Below are 15,821 nucleotides of genomic sequence, written 5' to 3'. Positions count from 1 at the left end.
CGCGGGATTCTTTAGTTCTCCTTGGTCGATCCCTTTTTGGCGATCTTTTTCTTCGGAAGCTTTTTGGGCAGTTTTTTGGCCGTCTTGGGCTCCTCCGAATCCTCGTCCTCATCGAAGATCTTCGCCGCCTTCTTGGCCGTCTTGCGCGCCGGTTGCGGGAAGTCCTCCTCGTCCTCGCCGCCGTGGCTGAGGATGAACTGCAGGTCCTCCAGACCCAGGTTCGAGGCGAAACCCTCGTCGCCGAGGACGTTGGTCACCAGTTGGGTCTTCTGGTGCTGGAGGATGCGGATCTTTTCCTCCACCGTGTCGCGGGTCAGCAAACGGTAGGCGATGACCTTGTTCTTCTGGCCGATCCGGTGCGTGCGGTCGATGGCCTGGTTTTCCACCGCCGGGTTCCACCACGGATCGTAGAGGATGACGTACGACGCCGAGGTCAGGTTGAGGCCCGCGCCGCCCGCCTTCAGCGAAAGCATGAACACGGACGCGTCCTTGGTGGTCTGGAAACTCTCGATCTCGCCCTTCCGGTCCTTCGTTTGCCCCGTGAGGTAGTGGAAAGGCCGGGCCTCCAGCTCGAGGCGCGCCTTGATCAGGTCGAGCATCGAAACGAACTGCGAGAACACTAGTACTTTGTGACCCTCCTCGTAGAGCTGGTCGAGGAGGTAGAAGAGCGACTCCATCTTGGCGCTCTCCTCCTTGAGGTACTTCGGATCGATCAGACCCGGGTGGCAGCAGATCTGGCGTAGGCGCATCAGGCCCTGGAGAATCGCGAACGAGTTCTTCTTCACCGCCTCGTCGGAGTCGAGCCCGAGCAACGCCTTCTGGATGCGCTTCAGCTCGGCCTTGTAGAGGTCCTGCTGGATGCCATCCATGTTGGCGTAGACCTCCTCCTCCGTCCGCGGCGGCAGGTCCTGGGCCACCTGGAGCTTGGTCCGGCGCAGCAGGAAGGGGCGCAGTCGCGCGGCCAGGCGGTTCTGCGACATCGGGTCCTTGCGCTTGTCGAAGCGCTTCTTGAAATACGCGCGGCTGCCGAGCACGCCGGGCATGGCGAAGGCCATCAGCGACCACATGTCCAGCAGGCGGTTCTCGATCGGCGTGCCGGTGAGCACCAGCCGGTTCTCGGAATCCAGCTCGCGGGCGCATTTGGCGGCCTTCGAGTCCGGGTTCTTGATCTGCTGGCCTTCGTCGAGGATGACGGTCAGCCACTTGATCTCGTTGAGCAGGTCCCCGCAGACGCGCAGCTGCGCGTAGTTGAGGATCAGCATGTCGATGTTCTCCTGCACGTGCGGAACGTCCAAATCGTCGCGGTTGCGCAGGATCTTGGTGCGGACGGCCGGGCAGAACTTGGTGGCCTCGCTCGCCCACACGTCGAGGACCGACTTCGGACAGACGATCAGCGCCGGGCGATGCGACTCGTTGTTTATCTGCCGCTCCTCCAGCAGCCACAGGATGTAGGTGAGCGACTGGATGGTTTTTCCGAGACCCATGTCGTCGGCCAGGATGCCGCCGAAACGGTTGGTCGCGAGGTAGGCGAGGAACTGGTATCCCTCCACCTGATAGGGCCGCAGGTCGGCGTTGAGATCCTTCGGCACCGGCGGTTTGACATCGATGGTGATGTCCCCCGCCCGATCCTTGATCCGCTTCCAGGCCTTCGGGTCGAAAACCTCCGCCGCCTTCGGGTCGGCCAGCTGCAAGGCGTGCATTCGGTGCGTTTCCCCGGAAAGATCGAAGGGATCCAGCCCGAGCCGGGTGACGGCGTCGCGCTGCTCGGGGTCGAGCTTGATTTCCAGCCGCATCCACGAGCCGTCCTCCATGCGCACATAGCCGCCGCGCGCGGCGACCAGCTGGCGGATCTGCGCCTTGGAAAGGTTGACGCCCTCGACGTCGATGACGATCCGCAGGTCGAACCAGTCGATGTCCTGGTTGACCACCTCGAAGCGCACCGCGGCGGTGACCGGGTCGGCGAGGATCGACTTCAGGCGCACGTCGATGTCGAGGTCGACCGCCTCCGGCATTTCCTCGATCCACTCGGCGAACTTCTCGGGGAACTGCTTGGTGATGCGCGACTTGAAGGCACCGAGCTTCTCATCGTAGGTGAGCCCCATTTCCTCCAGCAGCGAGGGCACGGGATAGAGGTCCTCGCGGGCGAAACGAAGGAGCTGACGGCCCTTGAGCGACTGCTGTTCGACGACTTCCCAGCCCTCGCGGGTGAGCTTTTCGGTGCGGCGTTCCTTGCCCTCGATGGCGGTCACCTCGACCACCAGGTGCTCGGTTTCCGCCGCGGTCAGGCCGGCCACCAGCTTCAGCTCGAAGCGCGGCTTCAGCTCCAGGTCCACCACCCGCTTCTTGAGCGATTCCGGCAGCGAGGCGCCGATCTTGCGCAGGAACTCGACGCCTTCCAGCGAGTCGATCACCTTCTTCGGGATCGAGTAGCGGGGCATGACCTCCGTTTCCTCCAGCCAGCGCGGCGGGCCGGGAAACACGGTCTCGTCGGATTGATAAAGCTCCTTGCGGCCGGGCAGCATGCGCACGGAGTGGGTCACGTTCTCGCCTTCCAGCGTGACCAGCTGCAGCGCGTAGCCGTTGGGGTCATACGGATCGTCCTCGCAGACCCAGGAGAGCGGCCGGTCGACCACCTTGAATTCCTTCTCGTCGAGGTTGACGAGGTAACCGCTGAGCGCCGGCTGGCGGAACAGCCGGTTCATGAAACGGCAGGCGTCCTCCTGGTCGAAGTCGAAGGTCGTCTCGCCGGTCTCGCGGTAGTGTGCCAGGAAATGCTCCCACAGCACCTGGCTCGGCGCATCCATGCGCAGCGCCGCCTCCGAGAAGAGGGGCAGCAGGCGCTCGATGTCGTTCTTTTCGCGCAGCTGCATCCATTCGCCGTTGCCTTCCTTGGCCTCGAGGCGGGCCTCGTTGATGGTCGCCACCAGGCGGAAGGCAATGCCGGTCGGCGCGGCCTGCGGCGGGCGCTCGTTGACCTGCTCGATGCGGTCGTACCAGGCCGCCACCTCGCGCTCCTGCTCCCAGTCCGCCATCTTCTTCTGAACGTAGTTCAGGTCGGTGATGACGTTCATGAAGTCCGGGAACGGCAGCTTCTTCTTGTAGAAGGCGTAAGCGAGGTAGTTCCAGAACTCGAGGATGTCCCCCGGCGGCATCGGCCACAGCTCAAGCGGCTCGTACGTCGTGATCTCCCAGCGCGGCGTCAGCCGGACCATGTCGTGGTCGTGGATCTCGCCCTCGATGACGTAGCGGCGGTAGCGCTTCTCGACCTTGGAAACGAAGTCCGCCTCCTTGTCGTCGAGCTCGCGGCCGAGCTTGTCCTCGATGATGTCGAGCACCGGCGTGTCGTCGAACTCGTTGGGCGATTCCGGCAGCGCCTCGCCGCGGTGCATGCGCTCCATCATGGTCGCATACTGGCAGGCGCCGGAGATGATCTCGTCCTCGGCGGTGCACGAGCCGAACCAGCGGTTGCCCTGCAGGCGCAGGCTGGTGCGGAAGGTGCCGGACTCGTGCTCGACGCGTCCCTGGATGAAAAGGTGGTTGCCGAAAATCTGGGTGACCATGCCGTCCTGCTGCAAGGTCTCGCCCAGCTTGCGGGATTCCTCGGGAAAACCGTTGAGGAAATTGAGGGTCGCGCGATCTGGATTCATGGTGGTGGTGCCCGGCGGCGCCAACCGCGGATGGGAGAGGACGCCTTTCCCCTCCGATCCACGGTCGAGCCACGGGGGCGGAAGATTAGGCCCTGCCTTCGAGGGGCCGCAACAAAAACCTGAGTCGTGGATTTCACCCCTGATACGTATTGTTGCGTTGTTAGGTCGGGAGACGCCGTGGTTTGACACCCGCCCCGGCGGCGGCTTCCCTCCCGGCGTGGACGGCATCCAGCGCTTCGAGGGAGGTTATCTCCTCACCAACGGCTATCTCATCGCCACCCCCGGCGGCGGTCATCTCATGGTCGATGCCCCCATGGACGCGGTCGAGTGGCTCCAGCACCGCGGCGTGAAGCCCGAGGCTCTCCTGCTCACCCACCAGCACTTCGATCACGTCATGTCCGCCGCCGCCATCGCCGCCATGGGCGTGCCGGTCTACGCTTGGAACACCTTTTCCCGCAGCCTCACCCTGGAGGAAGTCGTGCGCCAGTGGGGCATGCCCTTCGACGTCGAGGAGTTCTCCGTCGACCACATCCTCGAAGGCCACGACCAGCTCGCAGTCGGCGGCCTGACCTTCTCCCTGCTCCACGTGCCCGGTCACTCGTCGGACAGCGTGGTCTTCCACCTGCCGGAAAAGGAGCTTCTGTTCGCCGGCGACACGCTTTTTCACGGATCCACCGGCCGCGGCGATCTCCCCGGCGGCGATCTCGACCTGCTCTGCCGCGGGATTTCGGAAAAGCTCTACCCCTTGCCCCACGACACCCGCGTCCTCCCCGGCCACGGCGACGCCACCACCATCGGCCGCGAACGCACCTCCAACGCCGTCGTGCGCGCCTGACGATCGCATGGCGCAAGCGGCGGCTGCACGGGACCGCCTTCGACATAGGTTCATGGGTTTTCACCCGTCTCGCAGCCTGCCTCGACAAGTCGAGTCGGATCGCCAGCGAGCTCGGGGAAGCCGCCCGAATGGTTTTGTCACTCGCCACCCAAGAAAAATATCCGCCAGAAAGCTTTGTTGGCGGCCAAAACGCTTTGGTCACTCGCCACCCAAGAAAATTGGCGGCGAGAAATCTTGGTTGGCCGCCAGCAAAGAATTCTGGCGGCAAGCAAGCTTTGCTGGCAGCTGCCCAAGCTTTGCAGGACGCTTGCAAGCCCGGATTCCGGCGGCGCAGCCCGGTCCGGAGATGCTCACGATCCCGCTTGTTTCCTGAGTTCCCCCTCGATCCGCTCAAAATCCCCCAGATGAGCCCTCATCAGACTCTTCCAAAGCCGCCCGTGATTGGGCACGGAAAAGTGAAGCAGTTCGTGAACGATGACGTAATCCCCAAGCTCGCGTGGCATCGAAGGTAGCTCGTCATTGAAGCTCAGGGTGCCGGCGGTCGAGCACGAGGCCCACTTGCGGCGCATCGGACGGATGTAGATCGCGGTCGCCTCCACCTCCAGCTTCTCCGCCCACTCGCGCACCCGCGCTTTGAAACGCTGGCGTGACTCCTCGTCGTCCGTCATCCCGCCAAGCTTGAAACCGGTCGGATCCCGCGCGTGAGCTCCTTCACCTTCCCTTGCAGGGCCCGGAAATCGCACTCCACCTGCAGGCCGTGCCAGAAGTCCTGCGACTGACCGAAGAAGGCCCCGAAACGGATCGACATCTGGGGCGTGATCGCCCGCTTGCCGTGGACGATTTCATTGATCGCCCGGGGCGGCACGCCGATCGCCCTCGCCATCGCATTCTGAGAGATCCCCATCGGCTCGAGGTATTCCTCCAGCAAAATCTCTCCGGGAGTGATCGGTGGGCTCATGGGCGTAACGTATGACGTTATACGGAAAGATCAACGCAAAAGCCTCGGCGTGAACCACTCAGTGATAGTCCATGATTCGGACCTCAGTCGGACCTTGATCCGTCCATCGGAAGACGATCCGCCACTGCTGATTGATCCGGATCGAGTGGCAGCCCGCCAGATCGCCCTTGAGCGCCTCAAGACGGTTTCCCGGAGGCACTGCCAAGTCCGACAACTGGCCCGCACGGTTCATCTGGATGAGTTTCCGCAGCGCCACCCGCGCGATGGCTTTGAAGCGCCGGTTCTTCTCCTGACGAAACAGCTGCTCGGTGTCGGCATCGGAAAAGGACTGGATCACGCTGTCCCCCCCTTCTCCAAAATCCGGAACAAGTCCTCGACCAGAGCCGTGACCTGATCGAGTTCCTCGCACTCGGCGAAAATCGCGAAGGTCACCGCTTGCCTTAGCTCCCGCAGCGAGTTCTCGCTGCGCTTCCAGTTCGGGAATTCCACAAATGCCTCGCGGATCTTCCTGCTGACACCCTCCGCGTTCTGGATCCCCGCCTCGTCGATCTTGCTGAAGACGAAATAGGTCAGGCCATCGAAACCCTTTCCCGCCTGTTCGCGTTTGCGGGCTTCGTTTCGCTCGACCTCGTCCAGCAGCTGGTTGAGCGCATCGGCCGTCCCGGTCTGACGGCTCTCGAACTGCTCCTGCACCGCCCTCGCCCGTTCGGCCATGGCCACCAGGAAGGGATCGTCGCTGTTCTCCTCGGCGAATTTCTCGATGCTCTTCACCAGGTTGATGACCTTGGTGGCATCGCCACCCTTCCGGTTCACGATGTATTCCACCGTGTCCTCGTTGATCTTCATCACCTCACCCGGCTCGCCGATGCCCGAGGTACCGATGTGCTTTTGCACCAGCTCGTTCGTCTTCTTCTGGAAGGCTCGGTCCACATACACCCGCTTGGTGTAGGCCTTGCGCACCACCTCGTAGATCTTGCTGATCCCGGTGTAGTCGTCGATGAACGGCCGCAGGAAGGCATCCGGTGAGATGATCTCGTAGAGCATCTCGATCTCCTTGTACTCCTTGAAGAACTCCTTGCGCCGCTCCTTGTCGCGGAAGTGCTCGATCAGGCCATCGACGTCCTTGTCGTTGAAATGGTGGACGATCAGCTTCAGCCAGCCCGGCACCTTGTCGGCCATCTTCGCGGCGAAGAGCGACTTGAGCAGACCGATGTCCTTGACGATCGCGTTGATCTCCGCGCTGTCGAAGGCCAGCGCCTTCTCCAGCTTGTCGAAGATGCCGACGAAATCGAGCACGAAGCCGTGCGGTTTCACCATCTCCTCCGCCTCGTTCTCATACGGGCGGTTCACCCGCGCGATCGCCTGCAGCAGCGTGTGGTCGCGCATCGGCTTGTCCAGATACATCGCGTAGAGCACCGGCGCGTCGTAACCGGTGAGCAGCTTCTCGGTGACGATCAGGATCTTGGGAAACTGCTCGCGCTTGGCGAAGCTCTTGCGGATCTGCCGCTCGGCCTTGGAGTCGAGGTGAAATTCCTTCAGCAGCTTCGAGTCGTTGTTGCTGCCGGTGTAAACGACCTCCGAGTATTCCGGCGGCAGGAACTCATCGAGCGCCTTCTTGTAGTGCGCGCAGGCCTCGCGGTCCACGCCCACCAGGAAGGCCTTGTAGCCCAGCGGCTCCACGTTCTCGCGGTAGTGCTTCGCCACGGACTTCGCCACGTCGCGGACGCGCTGCTTCCCTTTCAGGAAATTCTTCAGGTTCACCGCCCGCTCCAGGATCTTGTTCAGCTCCTCGATGTCCGCCACGCCCTCGGCCTCGGCCAGCGAGAGGAACTCTTGGTCCAGCGTCTCGTGCGGCACCAGCATCTCGTTCGGTGCGAGCTGGTAGTAGAGCGGCAGCGTCGTCTTGTCCTCGATGCTCTCGGCGATGGAATACTTGTGCAGGTAGCCCGCGTCGTCCTCGCCGCCGAAGGTCTTGAAGGTCCCCTTGCCGTAGGCCGTCTTGTCCACCGGCGTGCCGGTGAAGCCGATGAAGCTCGCGTTCGGCAGGCCGGCCATCAGATAGTTCCCCAGGTCGCCGCCGGTCGTCCGGTGCGCCTCGTCGATCAGCACGTAGATGTTGCTCCGCGGGTTGATGTCCGCCGGCATGTCGCGGAACTTGTGGATCATCGTCACGATGATGCCCCGGTAGTCGTTCTTGAGCAGCCGGTTGAGTGTGGAAATGCGGTCCGCGTGTTCCAGGTTGCCGATCCCCAGCGCCGCCAGGTTTTTCAGCATCTGGTCCTCCAGCTCGTTGCGGTCGATCATCAGGAGGATCGTCGGCTTGTCCGCCTGCGGTGCGCGGAACAGCAGCTCCGCCGTCTTGATCATCGTGAAGGTCTTGCCGCTGCCCTGCGTGTGCCACACCAGCCCGCGCTTCCGCGCCGGATCCAGCGCCCGCGCCACCACCTTCTCCACCCCGCCCGTCTGGTGCTGGCGCAGGATGTATTTGTTCAGCTCCTCGTCCTTTTCCGCGAAGACGATGTAGTCCTTCAGGAAGGCCAGCACCCGCGGGATCGCGCAAAACGTTTTGACCATCCTCTCCAGATTCCCAAGCAGTGGGGATTCAACCGCAGATTTCGCAGATTTGCGCAGATTGGATTTCTGATCCTCTTCATCTGCGTCCATCTGCGAAATCTGCGGTTCAAAATCTTCCTTCTTCCACGCGAAAATGTTCCGCCGCACCGTGTTCCAGGTCACCCCATAGGAAAACCCGATCGCATCCGTGGCGGTGAAAAGCTGCTGCGGCACCATCAACTCCGGCGTCTCGTCGTGGTAGCGGCGGATCTGGTCGATCCCCAGCGCGATGCCCTCGTCCTTCGTCGCGTTCTTGCACTCGATCACCAGCACGGGGATGCCGTTGATCAGGAACACCACGTCCTCGCGCGTCCCGAACTGCCCGTTGTGAAAGATCCACTCCTCAGTCACCTCATACACGTTGCGGCCCGGGTCGTCGTAGTCGATGAGGATCAGGTCGCGCTCCCGCTTCTCGTCGGGGTCGTAGAACTTGCCTCGGTTCCGTATGTGCTCCACGAACTCCCGGTTGCCGTAGATGTCCGCGTGCAGGTGCCGGAACTTCCCCAACAACGCCCCCTCCGCCTCCGCGTAGCGCGGATTGAACTCGCGAACCTTGGCGTCGAGTAAGTCGTCAAAAAACAGACTTCCTTTCCCAATCTCCAATTTCGAATCCCCAATGTCCCTTCTCTTCTCCGCCTCTTCCCGCAACACCAGCGTCCATCCCACCTCCTGCGCGTAGGCGAGGATGCGGGCTTGGACGGTTTTGTGTTCGGTGGGGGCGGGCATCCTTGCTATGAACTTGCCGCCAGCGCTTCGAGTTTCTGCAACCAATTGTCGAAGTGAGGGCAGTGGTCTCGAATCGTGGTGAGGCCGATCTTCTCTGCGATCAGTGGACCGTGTGCCGTTTTCTGGAAAACGTTCTTCGAGCCGAATTTCTGTAGGCACAGAGCTTCGATACGCGCAGATGGACTCGTCGCAGCTGAATCGTTGATCTCCTCCGGCGTTGCTACGTAGTCGCTCTTGCTCGCTCGAATGGCTTTCAAAGGCTGCACGAGTTCCGGCCTGCGCAAGACTTCGGCGATAACTTCAGGCACGGAAAAAAGCAGTGCCTCAAACTCGTGCATGATCACAAAGGGAGTGTATCGCGCATCGGAAATATCAGCCTGCATCGCGGAGGCCACCGCCTCCCCTTTGGCCCGAGCTGAATTTTCCGTGCGTCCTTCCCTGCCGGGAAACTCCTTGTGCAGTCCTTGGTAGTCCAACATCGTCGTCACCATGGAGGCGGTTGGATTGCGGAGGAGCATCTGGATCTGCTTCTTGAAACTTGCGTAAGTCACGGAGCCTCCCTTTTTCGGCTGCGCCCCTCCCGCGCGTGTCGTCACCCGGATCGGGGTCAATGCCAATCCCGACAAGTGCGGAGTTAGCACCTTGTCGACAAATGTCACCTCAGTCGGCCCCTCGACCAATAGATAGACTTGTTTCATCGTGGCCGTCCTCCCAGCAGATTCTTTTCCCAGAGTTCGCCGATGCTGTAGTCCTCCAGCCATGGCTCCAGCTCATCTGCTGACAATCGCCTGAAAACAGATTGTCCGTCCTCTCGCTCCGCCACCATCACATCCCCAAGGTCCATTTGGTTTACCAAGGTTACCGATTGCGTTGAAACGAACACTTGGACCGAAGCGGATGCCGCCTTAATCAGTTCGCCCAAGACGCCAATCGCCGCTGGATGAAGCCCGAGTTCCGGTTCGTCAATGATCATCAATCCAGGCAACTCGTTCGGCGGCAAACAGAGCAAGGTGACAAGCGCCATGAAGCGCAAAGTGCCATCCGAAATCTGATGGGGGCCCAACTCATAGCTGGATTCTTTTTCTCTCCAGCGCAGGTCGATCACATCCGGGTTCAGTCGATCAGGTTCCAGCGCAAAGTCCTCAAATGTAGGCGCTGCGAGTCGGATCGTATTGACGATCACATCATACGTTTCCGGGCGCTTTTCGCGCAGGTAGTACAGCATCGGGGCAAGGTTTCCACCGTGATCGAACAGGTATCGATTGTCGTTGATGTTCCATTTGCTCCGCAACGGCGATGTTGGCGAGGTGTCGTGAAACTGATAGACACGGGCACTCACCAGCAACCTCCGGACTTCCTTGACGGTGGCATCCTGAAGTCGCTTGGGATCGTTCAGTAAGGTCCGGTCTACACCTACTCCCAATGACGTCCGCTTGGGCCTCTGCATGCCTTCCTTGTGCCATGTCACGGCCTCTTCCGTGAAAATGAGGCTGTTGTCCGAATGGGTGAGGCTCAGCTCGTAGATATTGTGCCCCTGCGGCCTCTGGAAACTTAGTGACGCGGTGATCTGCTTCGTCACCTGTGAGCCGCGGTACAAAATCGAATTGGCATAGCCGGCCCGAGCGACATACTCCTTGAGCGAATTCGTCATGCTGAAATTCAGCATTTTGAAGAACGCGATCAGGTTGGATTTGCCCGCGCCATTGGCCCCGATCAGAACGTTCAATTGGGCGAACTCCAAGTCCTCCAGATGACGGATGGACTTGTAGCCGCTGAGCGACATCCGATGCAGCATGTTCATAAAATCAAGTTTGGGGTGGCGGATTGAGTTGGAGACAACTTGGGTCGACCAGGAGCGAAAGGCAAGTCACTCCCTCGCATCGTGAATTCGTTCACACGGGTCTTCGCGACCATCAGTTCATGAAGGAGGGTGCGGAAGAGGTCTTGGAACTGGTCGCGCTCCCGCTTCTCCTCCGGGTCGTAGAACTTGCCCCGGTTCCGCAGGTGCTCCACGAACTCACGGTTGCCGTAGATGTCCGCGTGCAGGTGCCGGAACTTCCCCAACAACGCCCCCTCCGCCTCCGCGTAGCGCGGGTTGAACTCGCGGACCTTGGCGTCGAGCAGGTCGTCGAAAAATAAGGAGGGCGGACACACCCCTGGCCCTCCGTAGCCGTTAGGCGAAGGGGGCTGTCCGCCGTTCTTCCCCCGCCGGCCTTCGGCGTCCTCCCGCGACACCAACGTCCACCCCACCTCCTGCGCGTAGGCGAGGATGCGGGCTTGGACGGTTTTATGTTCTCCGGGTGAGGGCATGACTAGTCGCTCGTTCTGCAAGCCTTGAAGTTCTGAGAAATGATCGCGACGGTTTCCGGGACCGACAGACACCAACGGTCTGCAATCAGCGAATACGTATCTTTTGTGGCATTAATGGGCACCTTCGTAAGAAATGGCCCATCCGATTCAACCAATACTCGATCCCGTGGAATGGTTTCGAGGAGAGCGGACTGCCTTCCCATCAACATCCTTCGGTTAAAGGAAAAAAAGTGGCCCGCATCAATTGCGGCAGTCGCGACAGATTGACTTCCTGTGAAATAGTGGAAACAAATCGATCCGACCCCAGCATCGGCCAACATTTGAAGAAGAGTCGGCGCAGCATCCCGGCTGTGAACCGTGACGAACTTTCGTCCCTTCACCGACTGTAGGATTCGATCAAGAACCTCAACTTGCCTCGATTTTGTCGATCGGCCCTCGCGAGAGAAATCCAACCCAATTTCGCCAATGAATTCGCATGCGGTCGATAGCGAGGCGAAATCGCCCAACTCACGCTCACCTTCCGCAATTCGGAGCGGGTGCAGACCCAATGCAGCGTGCACGTTGTCAAAAGCGGCGAGATGAGGAAGTCCTAGGCGGTAGTGACTTGGTAGCATCGTCACAGCAATGCATTGCATTTGAGCACGCTCCATCTTCTTCGCCATCCCAAGGGGGTCGTCGAATAGATCTACGTGGCAGTGGGTATCGATCATGCTTATTGGAAACTCAGATTAGCTCGATGGCCTTTAGCCACGTGCTTAGCTCTGCTCTCAGGCGGACAATCAGATCGACATAGTCAGCCTTCTTGTGGCGGTCTAGGCGCCCATTCGATCTCAGCTTCTGCCAAATTGTGTCGCGATCCAAATCCGTCTGAATAAAGTCGATAACAGTTTGAAGATCGCCATTGGGCTTAAGGAGATCAGATTTGCCCCACCTACTCCGAACCGATACGGCGCATCCGTAGTGCTCATCGTCAAACCCAGCCTGCTTCACTGCTGCTTGCCGAAAAATGCACGGGACACAATGACCACATGCCCTTGCTCTGGTGTCATGCCAATTCCCTCGTCGCTTTCTCTTACCACACGATACCGATTGCTGGTAAACACTCCGCAACAAAGACTGATTTCTACAGCTCGCCAGCACTTCACCCTTCGTCATGAACTGATAAGGATTCTCGACCCGGTAGGAATACCCAAGCTCTCTAAGAACATGGTTAAATAAATGAATAAAGTGAGGATGCACGGTGCGAGTGCTGAGTGAGCCACTGCGAGCGGAGGAAAGGGGAAAGTTGAGTGCGATCGCGCCATTCTCAGGAATCAGGATACGGGTGCCTTCGCCGACAAACGACGCAGCAAGAACCCCGTTTCCTAGAAACGTTAGAGATCTGCTCCTGAAATTATTGTCCCCACCTTTAGCAAGCAGGCCCGCACGGGAAACAAAGCGTATTACCCTGCCAGGGTATGCCGCATGCAAACTTGGAATAACGCGCTTTTGATCTGCATTTGCAGGCTCTGCATGGTGGTCGTATGTCGATGCCAGAACCAGCGACTCCTTGGGGTTCTCTTCGAGCCAATCCACAACACCCGTGAGCGAATCCAACCCACCAGAAAAGAGCGATACCGCAGATCCTGTAACGGATCGTTTCGAGCGATAGCTTCTTCTCAACTTTTTAAACGCAGAACCGAAAATCGGAATTCTCTGCTCCACGAAGGCAAGCCGCCAAATATCACCGGTGAGGAACTCGAGCATTGTTTCGATGTCGTCCTTACAAGTTTCCCATCGAACCGGATCACTGACAGGAATTTCGATAGCAATTTCGCGGGTCCAACGATCACCGACTCCAGCATCTCGTTTGACCAACTTGTCGCAGCCATAGACAATGGTACAGAAATAGGCCAACTCTCCCGCAGCTAGGTCGAATGCTCCTCGTGTCCTTGCGTAGTCCTCAATATCAAATCCTATTTTGACTGGATCACTCCCGACCTGATTCAGGTAGACGCCTGCACCAGAGTGGAAGGGCTTTTCAACTTTGGTAGTGACAAGTATCTCATTCATCGCCGATCAGGATGTCTAAAACTTCTTGGTTGATTTCGTCAGCAATTGCGACCGCCTCTGAACTACCCCAGTCTATGGAAGCAAGGTCGCGCTCTTGGGAAAGTTCTTCGTTTACAAGTGTGCGAATCAGCTCGCGAGCCTCCTGAAAGAACCGGTCACATTCTTCTTGTGGTATCTTCCCGCGGACAAACCCACCCTCCTTCTTCTCAAAATTCATCGCCAAGACGTTGGAAAAATAGATCTGAAGATACTCTTCCAGGTTTTCCGCTCGTGCGGTTAATAGCTCATCGAATTCCTCTAAAGTCTCAGCGCCCTCACTTAGCTCGTCCAGAGTCCTCGCCATGGCTTCAGTTAGCGCTGAGTCATCAAGAAGTCCGCCGTTCTCACAGAGCCTGTCCAAGATCGCATCCAAGACCTCTTCGAGAGGTCTTCCCGCAAGATCGCCAAGCCCTAGCCGCTCAGTTGCGTGACTGAGGCCGGAACCCGCGGCGCTTGATAAGAAGTGGCCTAGTCGGGCGCCAGAAGCGGCCGCTCGGGTTCTCGCAGTCGCACCGCCGCCCCCGCCACGGCCACCAAGTGCTCTTCCATCGGAGGAAATCGCCCCGCTCACCGAGCCGGCCCGACCCGTCGTTCCAGTATTAATGAACCTCTTATAGGCTCCTGCGAAGGCACTTACTGCCGAGGTGACCTTCTCTTTGGTAGGAAAGCCATCAGAGATGGCATCGCCGACCTGATCATTAACGCCTGGCCACTTAGGGCTACCGTATGATTTCGATGTTCCCATGAAAATGATCTAGTTCGTCTTTTTCTTTGACTTCAGCGCTCGCCCAATTCTTGTCTCCGTCGCCGCCAGGTTCGTAATTACCTCGTTTAAAATCTTCTCCGATCCCGATGCCGAGGGCGGCTTCGCCCCCCGCAGTAAAATGCCAAGGCCGGGATTGAGTTGGTTTGCCCCAATCTTCAGCGCACTCGATTTAAAGGCATTCGCGGCCTGCTCAAAACCAGCGACAGCAAGACCTAGTAGCGACTCCAATGGAGTCTGATTGGAAGGATCTTGCATGGCCTTCTTTGAAACCATCGAGAGCACTCCTGTCTGCTCGTCTTCTGTGAGCGCTCCGAAGAAATCCGCCCTATTCTGCGGTTTTACGGAGGCGGAGAGCATCGAATCCACACATTGACGCATTGCATGGCTGAGCAGCCTAACCCCTGACAAGGTGTCGGAAACTGAGCTCCTAGAGACCCAAAAGTAGTCCCGCAGATCAACTCCTGCCAGAATTGGCTCCAACTTTAACCACTTCCAAAGGCGTGGTGTGCGCCAGTTCTTAAGTTTCTCATCCAATTGTTCTATTGACTCGGCATCCTCAAGCTCGCCGAGCAAGTCCACAGTCCCATCGTCACTAAGTCGATGGAGCGAGTAGAGTTCCTCGAATCGATCGGAACTCACGTATTCAAGAACCATCAATTTGATGAGAATGTGGTCTTTGATATGGGTAAGCTGAGCTACGCTTCCCAGCTTCTTCCTCAGCCAGTAGGAGTTCAGGAACCTTTTGATTTGTCTCGGGTTTCCCTTGAGCCCATCGGTGATTGCATCTGAGCTTGACTCGACCAATCGAACGCATTCGGTGAGCTCCTCCTTCGTTCCGCCGTCTGGAACCGATTCAAGAGTCGCGTCGAGGGGGAAGGCTTTGTATCTCTCTCGGGATAGAAACTCAGAATACTCGCTCAAGAGTTTGTCGAAGCGGCCAGCTTCAAGGTGCTTCTTGAGGAACAAAAGACTCATGTATGATCGAACCTCGTGTGGAGCCAGCTTCGGGAGAGTGTAGGGAACCTGAATGAGCTTTTCTAGGTAATCCGTAACCAATGCTTCCTGATCGGGCGAAACCTCACGTTCTCCTGAGAACAGATTTGAGTATCGAATTCGGATTGCGTTCTCAACAATTCGCCGGTCTGCCGCCACGACGAAAGCCGTGCTTTCAACGTTCAGGAAAAGTTTGACGGCCTCGAGGTTTTCGATCACCCGCTCTGGCGAACAGCGGTCTAAATCATCGATGAGAATTACAAATGCCTTCAGCTTGGTCTTCTCGATCAGAGACTGAAAATCCTTTCTGAAGGACCTCACATTGTGCACTGTCTCCTCAACATCTTTCAAGTAGTCCTCAGGATTGATTTCGCTTGGTTCGGTCTCTGCTTCCTTTTCCGGCTTCTCGACTTCTTTCGGTCCAAGTGGGTTTTCTAATCCTGCAAGAAAGAGTGGATTGGCTGTAAGGTAGGCCAGACCTGCAGACGTGGCTGACTTAAGAACTTTCATCCAGCGGACACGCCTAATGAGTGACCCGATTTCATCTTTGATTACCTCACCCCATTCTCGCTGGTCACGAAGTTCCGTTAGAAGAGATGTTAGTATTGCCGACTTCGCATCTTCGTAGCCTTCGAAGACCCAGCTGTTGAAGTAAATCACTGCGAAGTCTGGATGTTCCGCGAAATTGCGCTGGAGAATCTTGAGGATGCTGGATTTTCCGCCTCCCCAGTCTCCGAAGAGGCCGATGGTTACAGGCAGCATTTCGGGATCAGTGACAATCTCCCCAATCAGATTCGCATGGAGCGAAAACCCAAGGAGATCTTCGTCAGTTTCGTTATCTGCCCACATAGTAATTCATATTCTGAGTATTTGATTGAGATA

13 protein-coding genes are annotated in these 15,821 nt (G+C 58.3%); 1 reads left to right on the top strand and 12 read right to left on the bottom strand.

Annotation, left to right across the window (positions count from 1 at the left end; all coding sequences use genetic code 11):
• Positions 1-11 precede the first annotated feature (11 nt).
• The gene (locus ABXH26_RS16515; protein WP_353568201.1) at positions 12-3,647 is read right to left on the bottom strand and encodes a DEAD/DEAH box helicase; all 3,636 of its coding nucleotides are present in this window, start codon (positions 3,645-3,647) and stop codon (positions 12-14) included.
• A 217-nt stretch (positions 3,648-3,864) separates the two neighbouring features.
• Between ABXH26_RS16515 and ABXH26_RS16510 the strand changes: the two genes are divergently transcribed.
• Positions 3,865-4,482, top strand: coding sequence for an MBL fold metallo-hydrolase (locus ABXH26_RS16510; RefSeq protein ID WP_353568200.1), 618 nt, complete (start codon positions 3,865-3,867; stop codon positions 4,480-4,482).
• 350 nt (positions 4,483-4,832) lie between these two features.
• On the opposite strand, the gene ABXH26_RS16505 is transcribed toward ABXH26_RS16510, so the two are convergent.
• From ABXH26_RS16505 to ABXH26_RS16455, 11 genes are read right to left on the bottom strand one after another with little or no spacing between them, the layout of a single operon-like run.
• Positions 4,833-5,150: a M48 metallopeptidase family protein gene (locus ABXH26_RS16505; RefSeq protein ID WP_353568199.1), complete on the bottom strand. Its 318-nt coding sequence runs from the start codon at positions 5,148-5,150 to the stop codon at positions 4,833-4,835.
• Positions 5,147-5,440, bottom strand: a complete 294-nt coding sequence (locus ABXH26_RS16500; RefSeq protein ID WP_353568198.1) for a HigA family addiction module antitoxin — start codon at positions 5,438-5,440, stop codon at positions 5,147-5,149. Before ABXH26_RS16500 ends, ABXH26_RS16505 begins: the two co-directional genes overlap by 4 nt.
• A gap of 58 nt (positions 5,441-5,498) precedes the next feature.
• A complete protein-coding gene (locus ABXH26_RS16495; RefSeq protein WP_353568197.1) occupies positions 5,499-5,777 on the bottom strand; it encodes a type II toxin-antitoxin system RelE/ParE family toxin in 279 nt (92 codons plus the stop codon).
• Positions 5,774-8,779 carry a type I restriction endonuclease subunit R gene (locus tag ABXH26_RS16490; RefSeq protein ID WP_353568196.1) on the bottom strand — a complete coding sequence of 1,002 codons (3,006 nt, stop codon included), beginning with the start codon at positions 8,777-8,779 and terminating at the stop codon, positions 5,774-5,776. Before ABXH26_RS16490 ends, ABXH26_RS16495 begins: the two co-directional genes overlap by 4 nt.
• Positions 8,780-8,784: 5 nt before the next feature.
• Positions 8,785-9,477 carry a DUF4276 family protein gene (locus ABXH26_RS16485; protein WP_353568195.1) on the bottom strand — a complete coding sequence of 231 codons (693 nt, stop codon included), beginning with the start codon at positions 9,475-9,477 and terminating at the stop codon, positions 8,785-8,787.
• Positions 9,474-10,580, bottom strand: coding sequence for an AAA family ATPase (locus tag ABXH26_RS16480; protein ID WP_353568194.1), 1,107 nt, complete (start codon positions 10,578-10,580; stop codon positions 9,474-9,476). The genes ABXH26_RS16485 and ABXH26_RS16480 overlap by 4 nt, the downstream gene beginning before the upstream one ends.
• Positions 10,577-11,110, bottom strand: a complete 534-nt coding sequence (locus ABXH26_RS16475; protein ID WP_353568193.1) for a hypothetical protein — start codon at positions 11,108-11,110, stop codon at positions 10,577-10,579. The genes ABXH26_RS16480 and ABXH26_RS16475 overlap by 4 nt, the downstream gene beginning before the upstream one ends.
• Positions 11,092-11,799, bottom strand: coding sequence for a TatD family hydrolase (locus ABXH26_RS16470; RefSeq protein WP_353568192.1), 708 nt, complete (start codon positions 11,797-11,799; stop codon positions 11,092-11,094). Before ABXH26_RS16470 ends, ABXH26_RS16475 begins: the two co-directional genes overlap by 19 nt.
• Before the next feature lie 13 nt (positions 11,800-11,812).
• Positions 11,813-13,141 carry a Qat anti-phage system QueC-like protein QatC gene (qatC, locus tag ABXH26_RS16465; RefSeq protein WP_353568191.1) on the bottom strand — a complete coding sequence of 443 codons (1,329 nt, stop codon included), beginning with the start codon at positions 13,139-13,141 and terminating at the stop codon, positions 11,813-11,815.
• Positions 13,134-13,925, bottom strand: a complete 792-nt coding sequence (locus ABXH26_RS16460) for a Qat anti-phage system associated protein QatB (protein ID WP_353568190.1) — start codon at positions 13,923-13,925, stop codon at positions 13,134-13,136. Before ABXH26_RS16460 ends, qatC begins: the two co-directional genes overlap by 8 nt.
• Positions 13,926-13,934: 9 nt before the next feature.
• Complete coding sequence (locus ABXH26_RS16455; protein WP_353568189.1) at positions 13,935-15,788, bottom strand: KAP family P-loop NTPase fold protein; 1,854 nt, start codon at positions 15,786-15,788, stop codon at positions 13,935-13,937.
• Positions 15,789-15,821: the final 33 nt, after the last annotated feature.

It is taken from the genome of Haloferula sargassicola, from assembly GCF_040362925.1.
GTDB lineage: Bacteria > Verrucomicrobiota > Verrucomicrobiia > Verrucomicrobiales > Akkermansiaceae > Haloferula > Haloferula sargassicola.
Note: the sequence above shows the minus strand (reverse complement) of the source record. Positions and strands in the feature narration are given on the sequence as shown.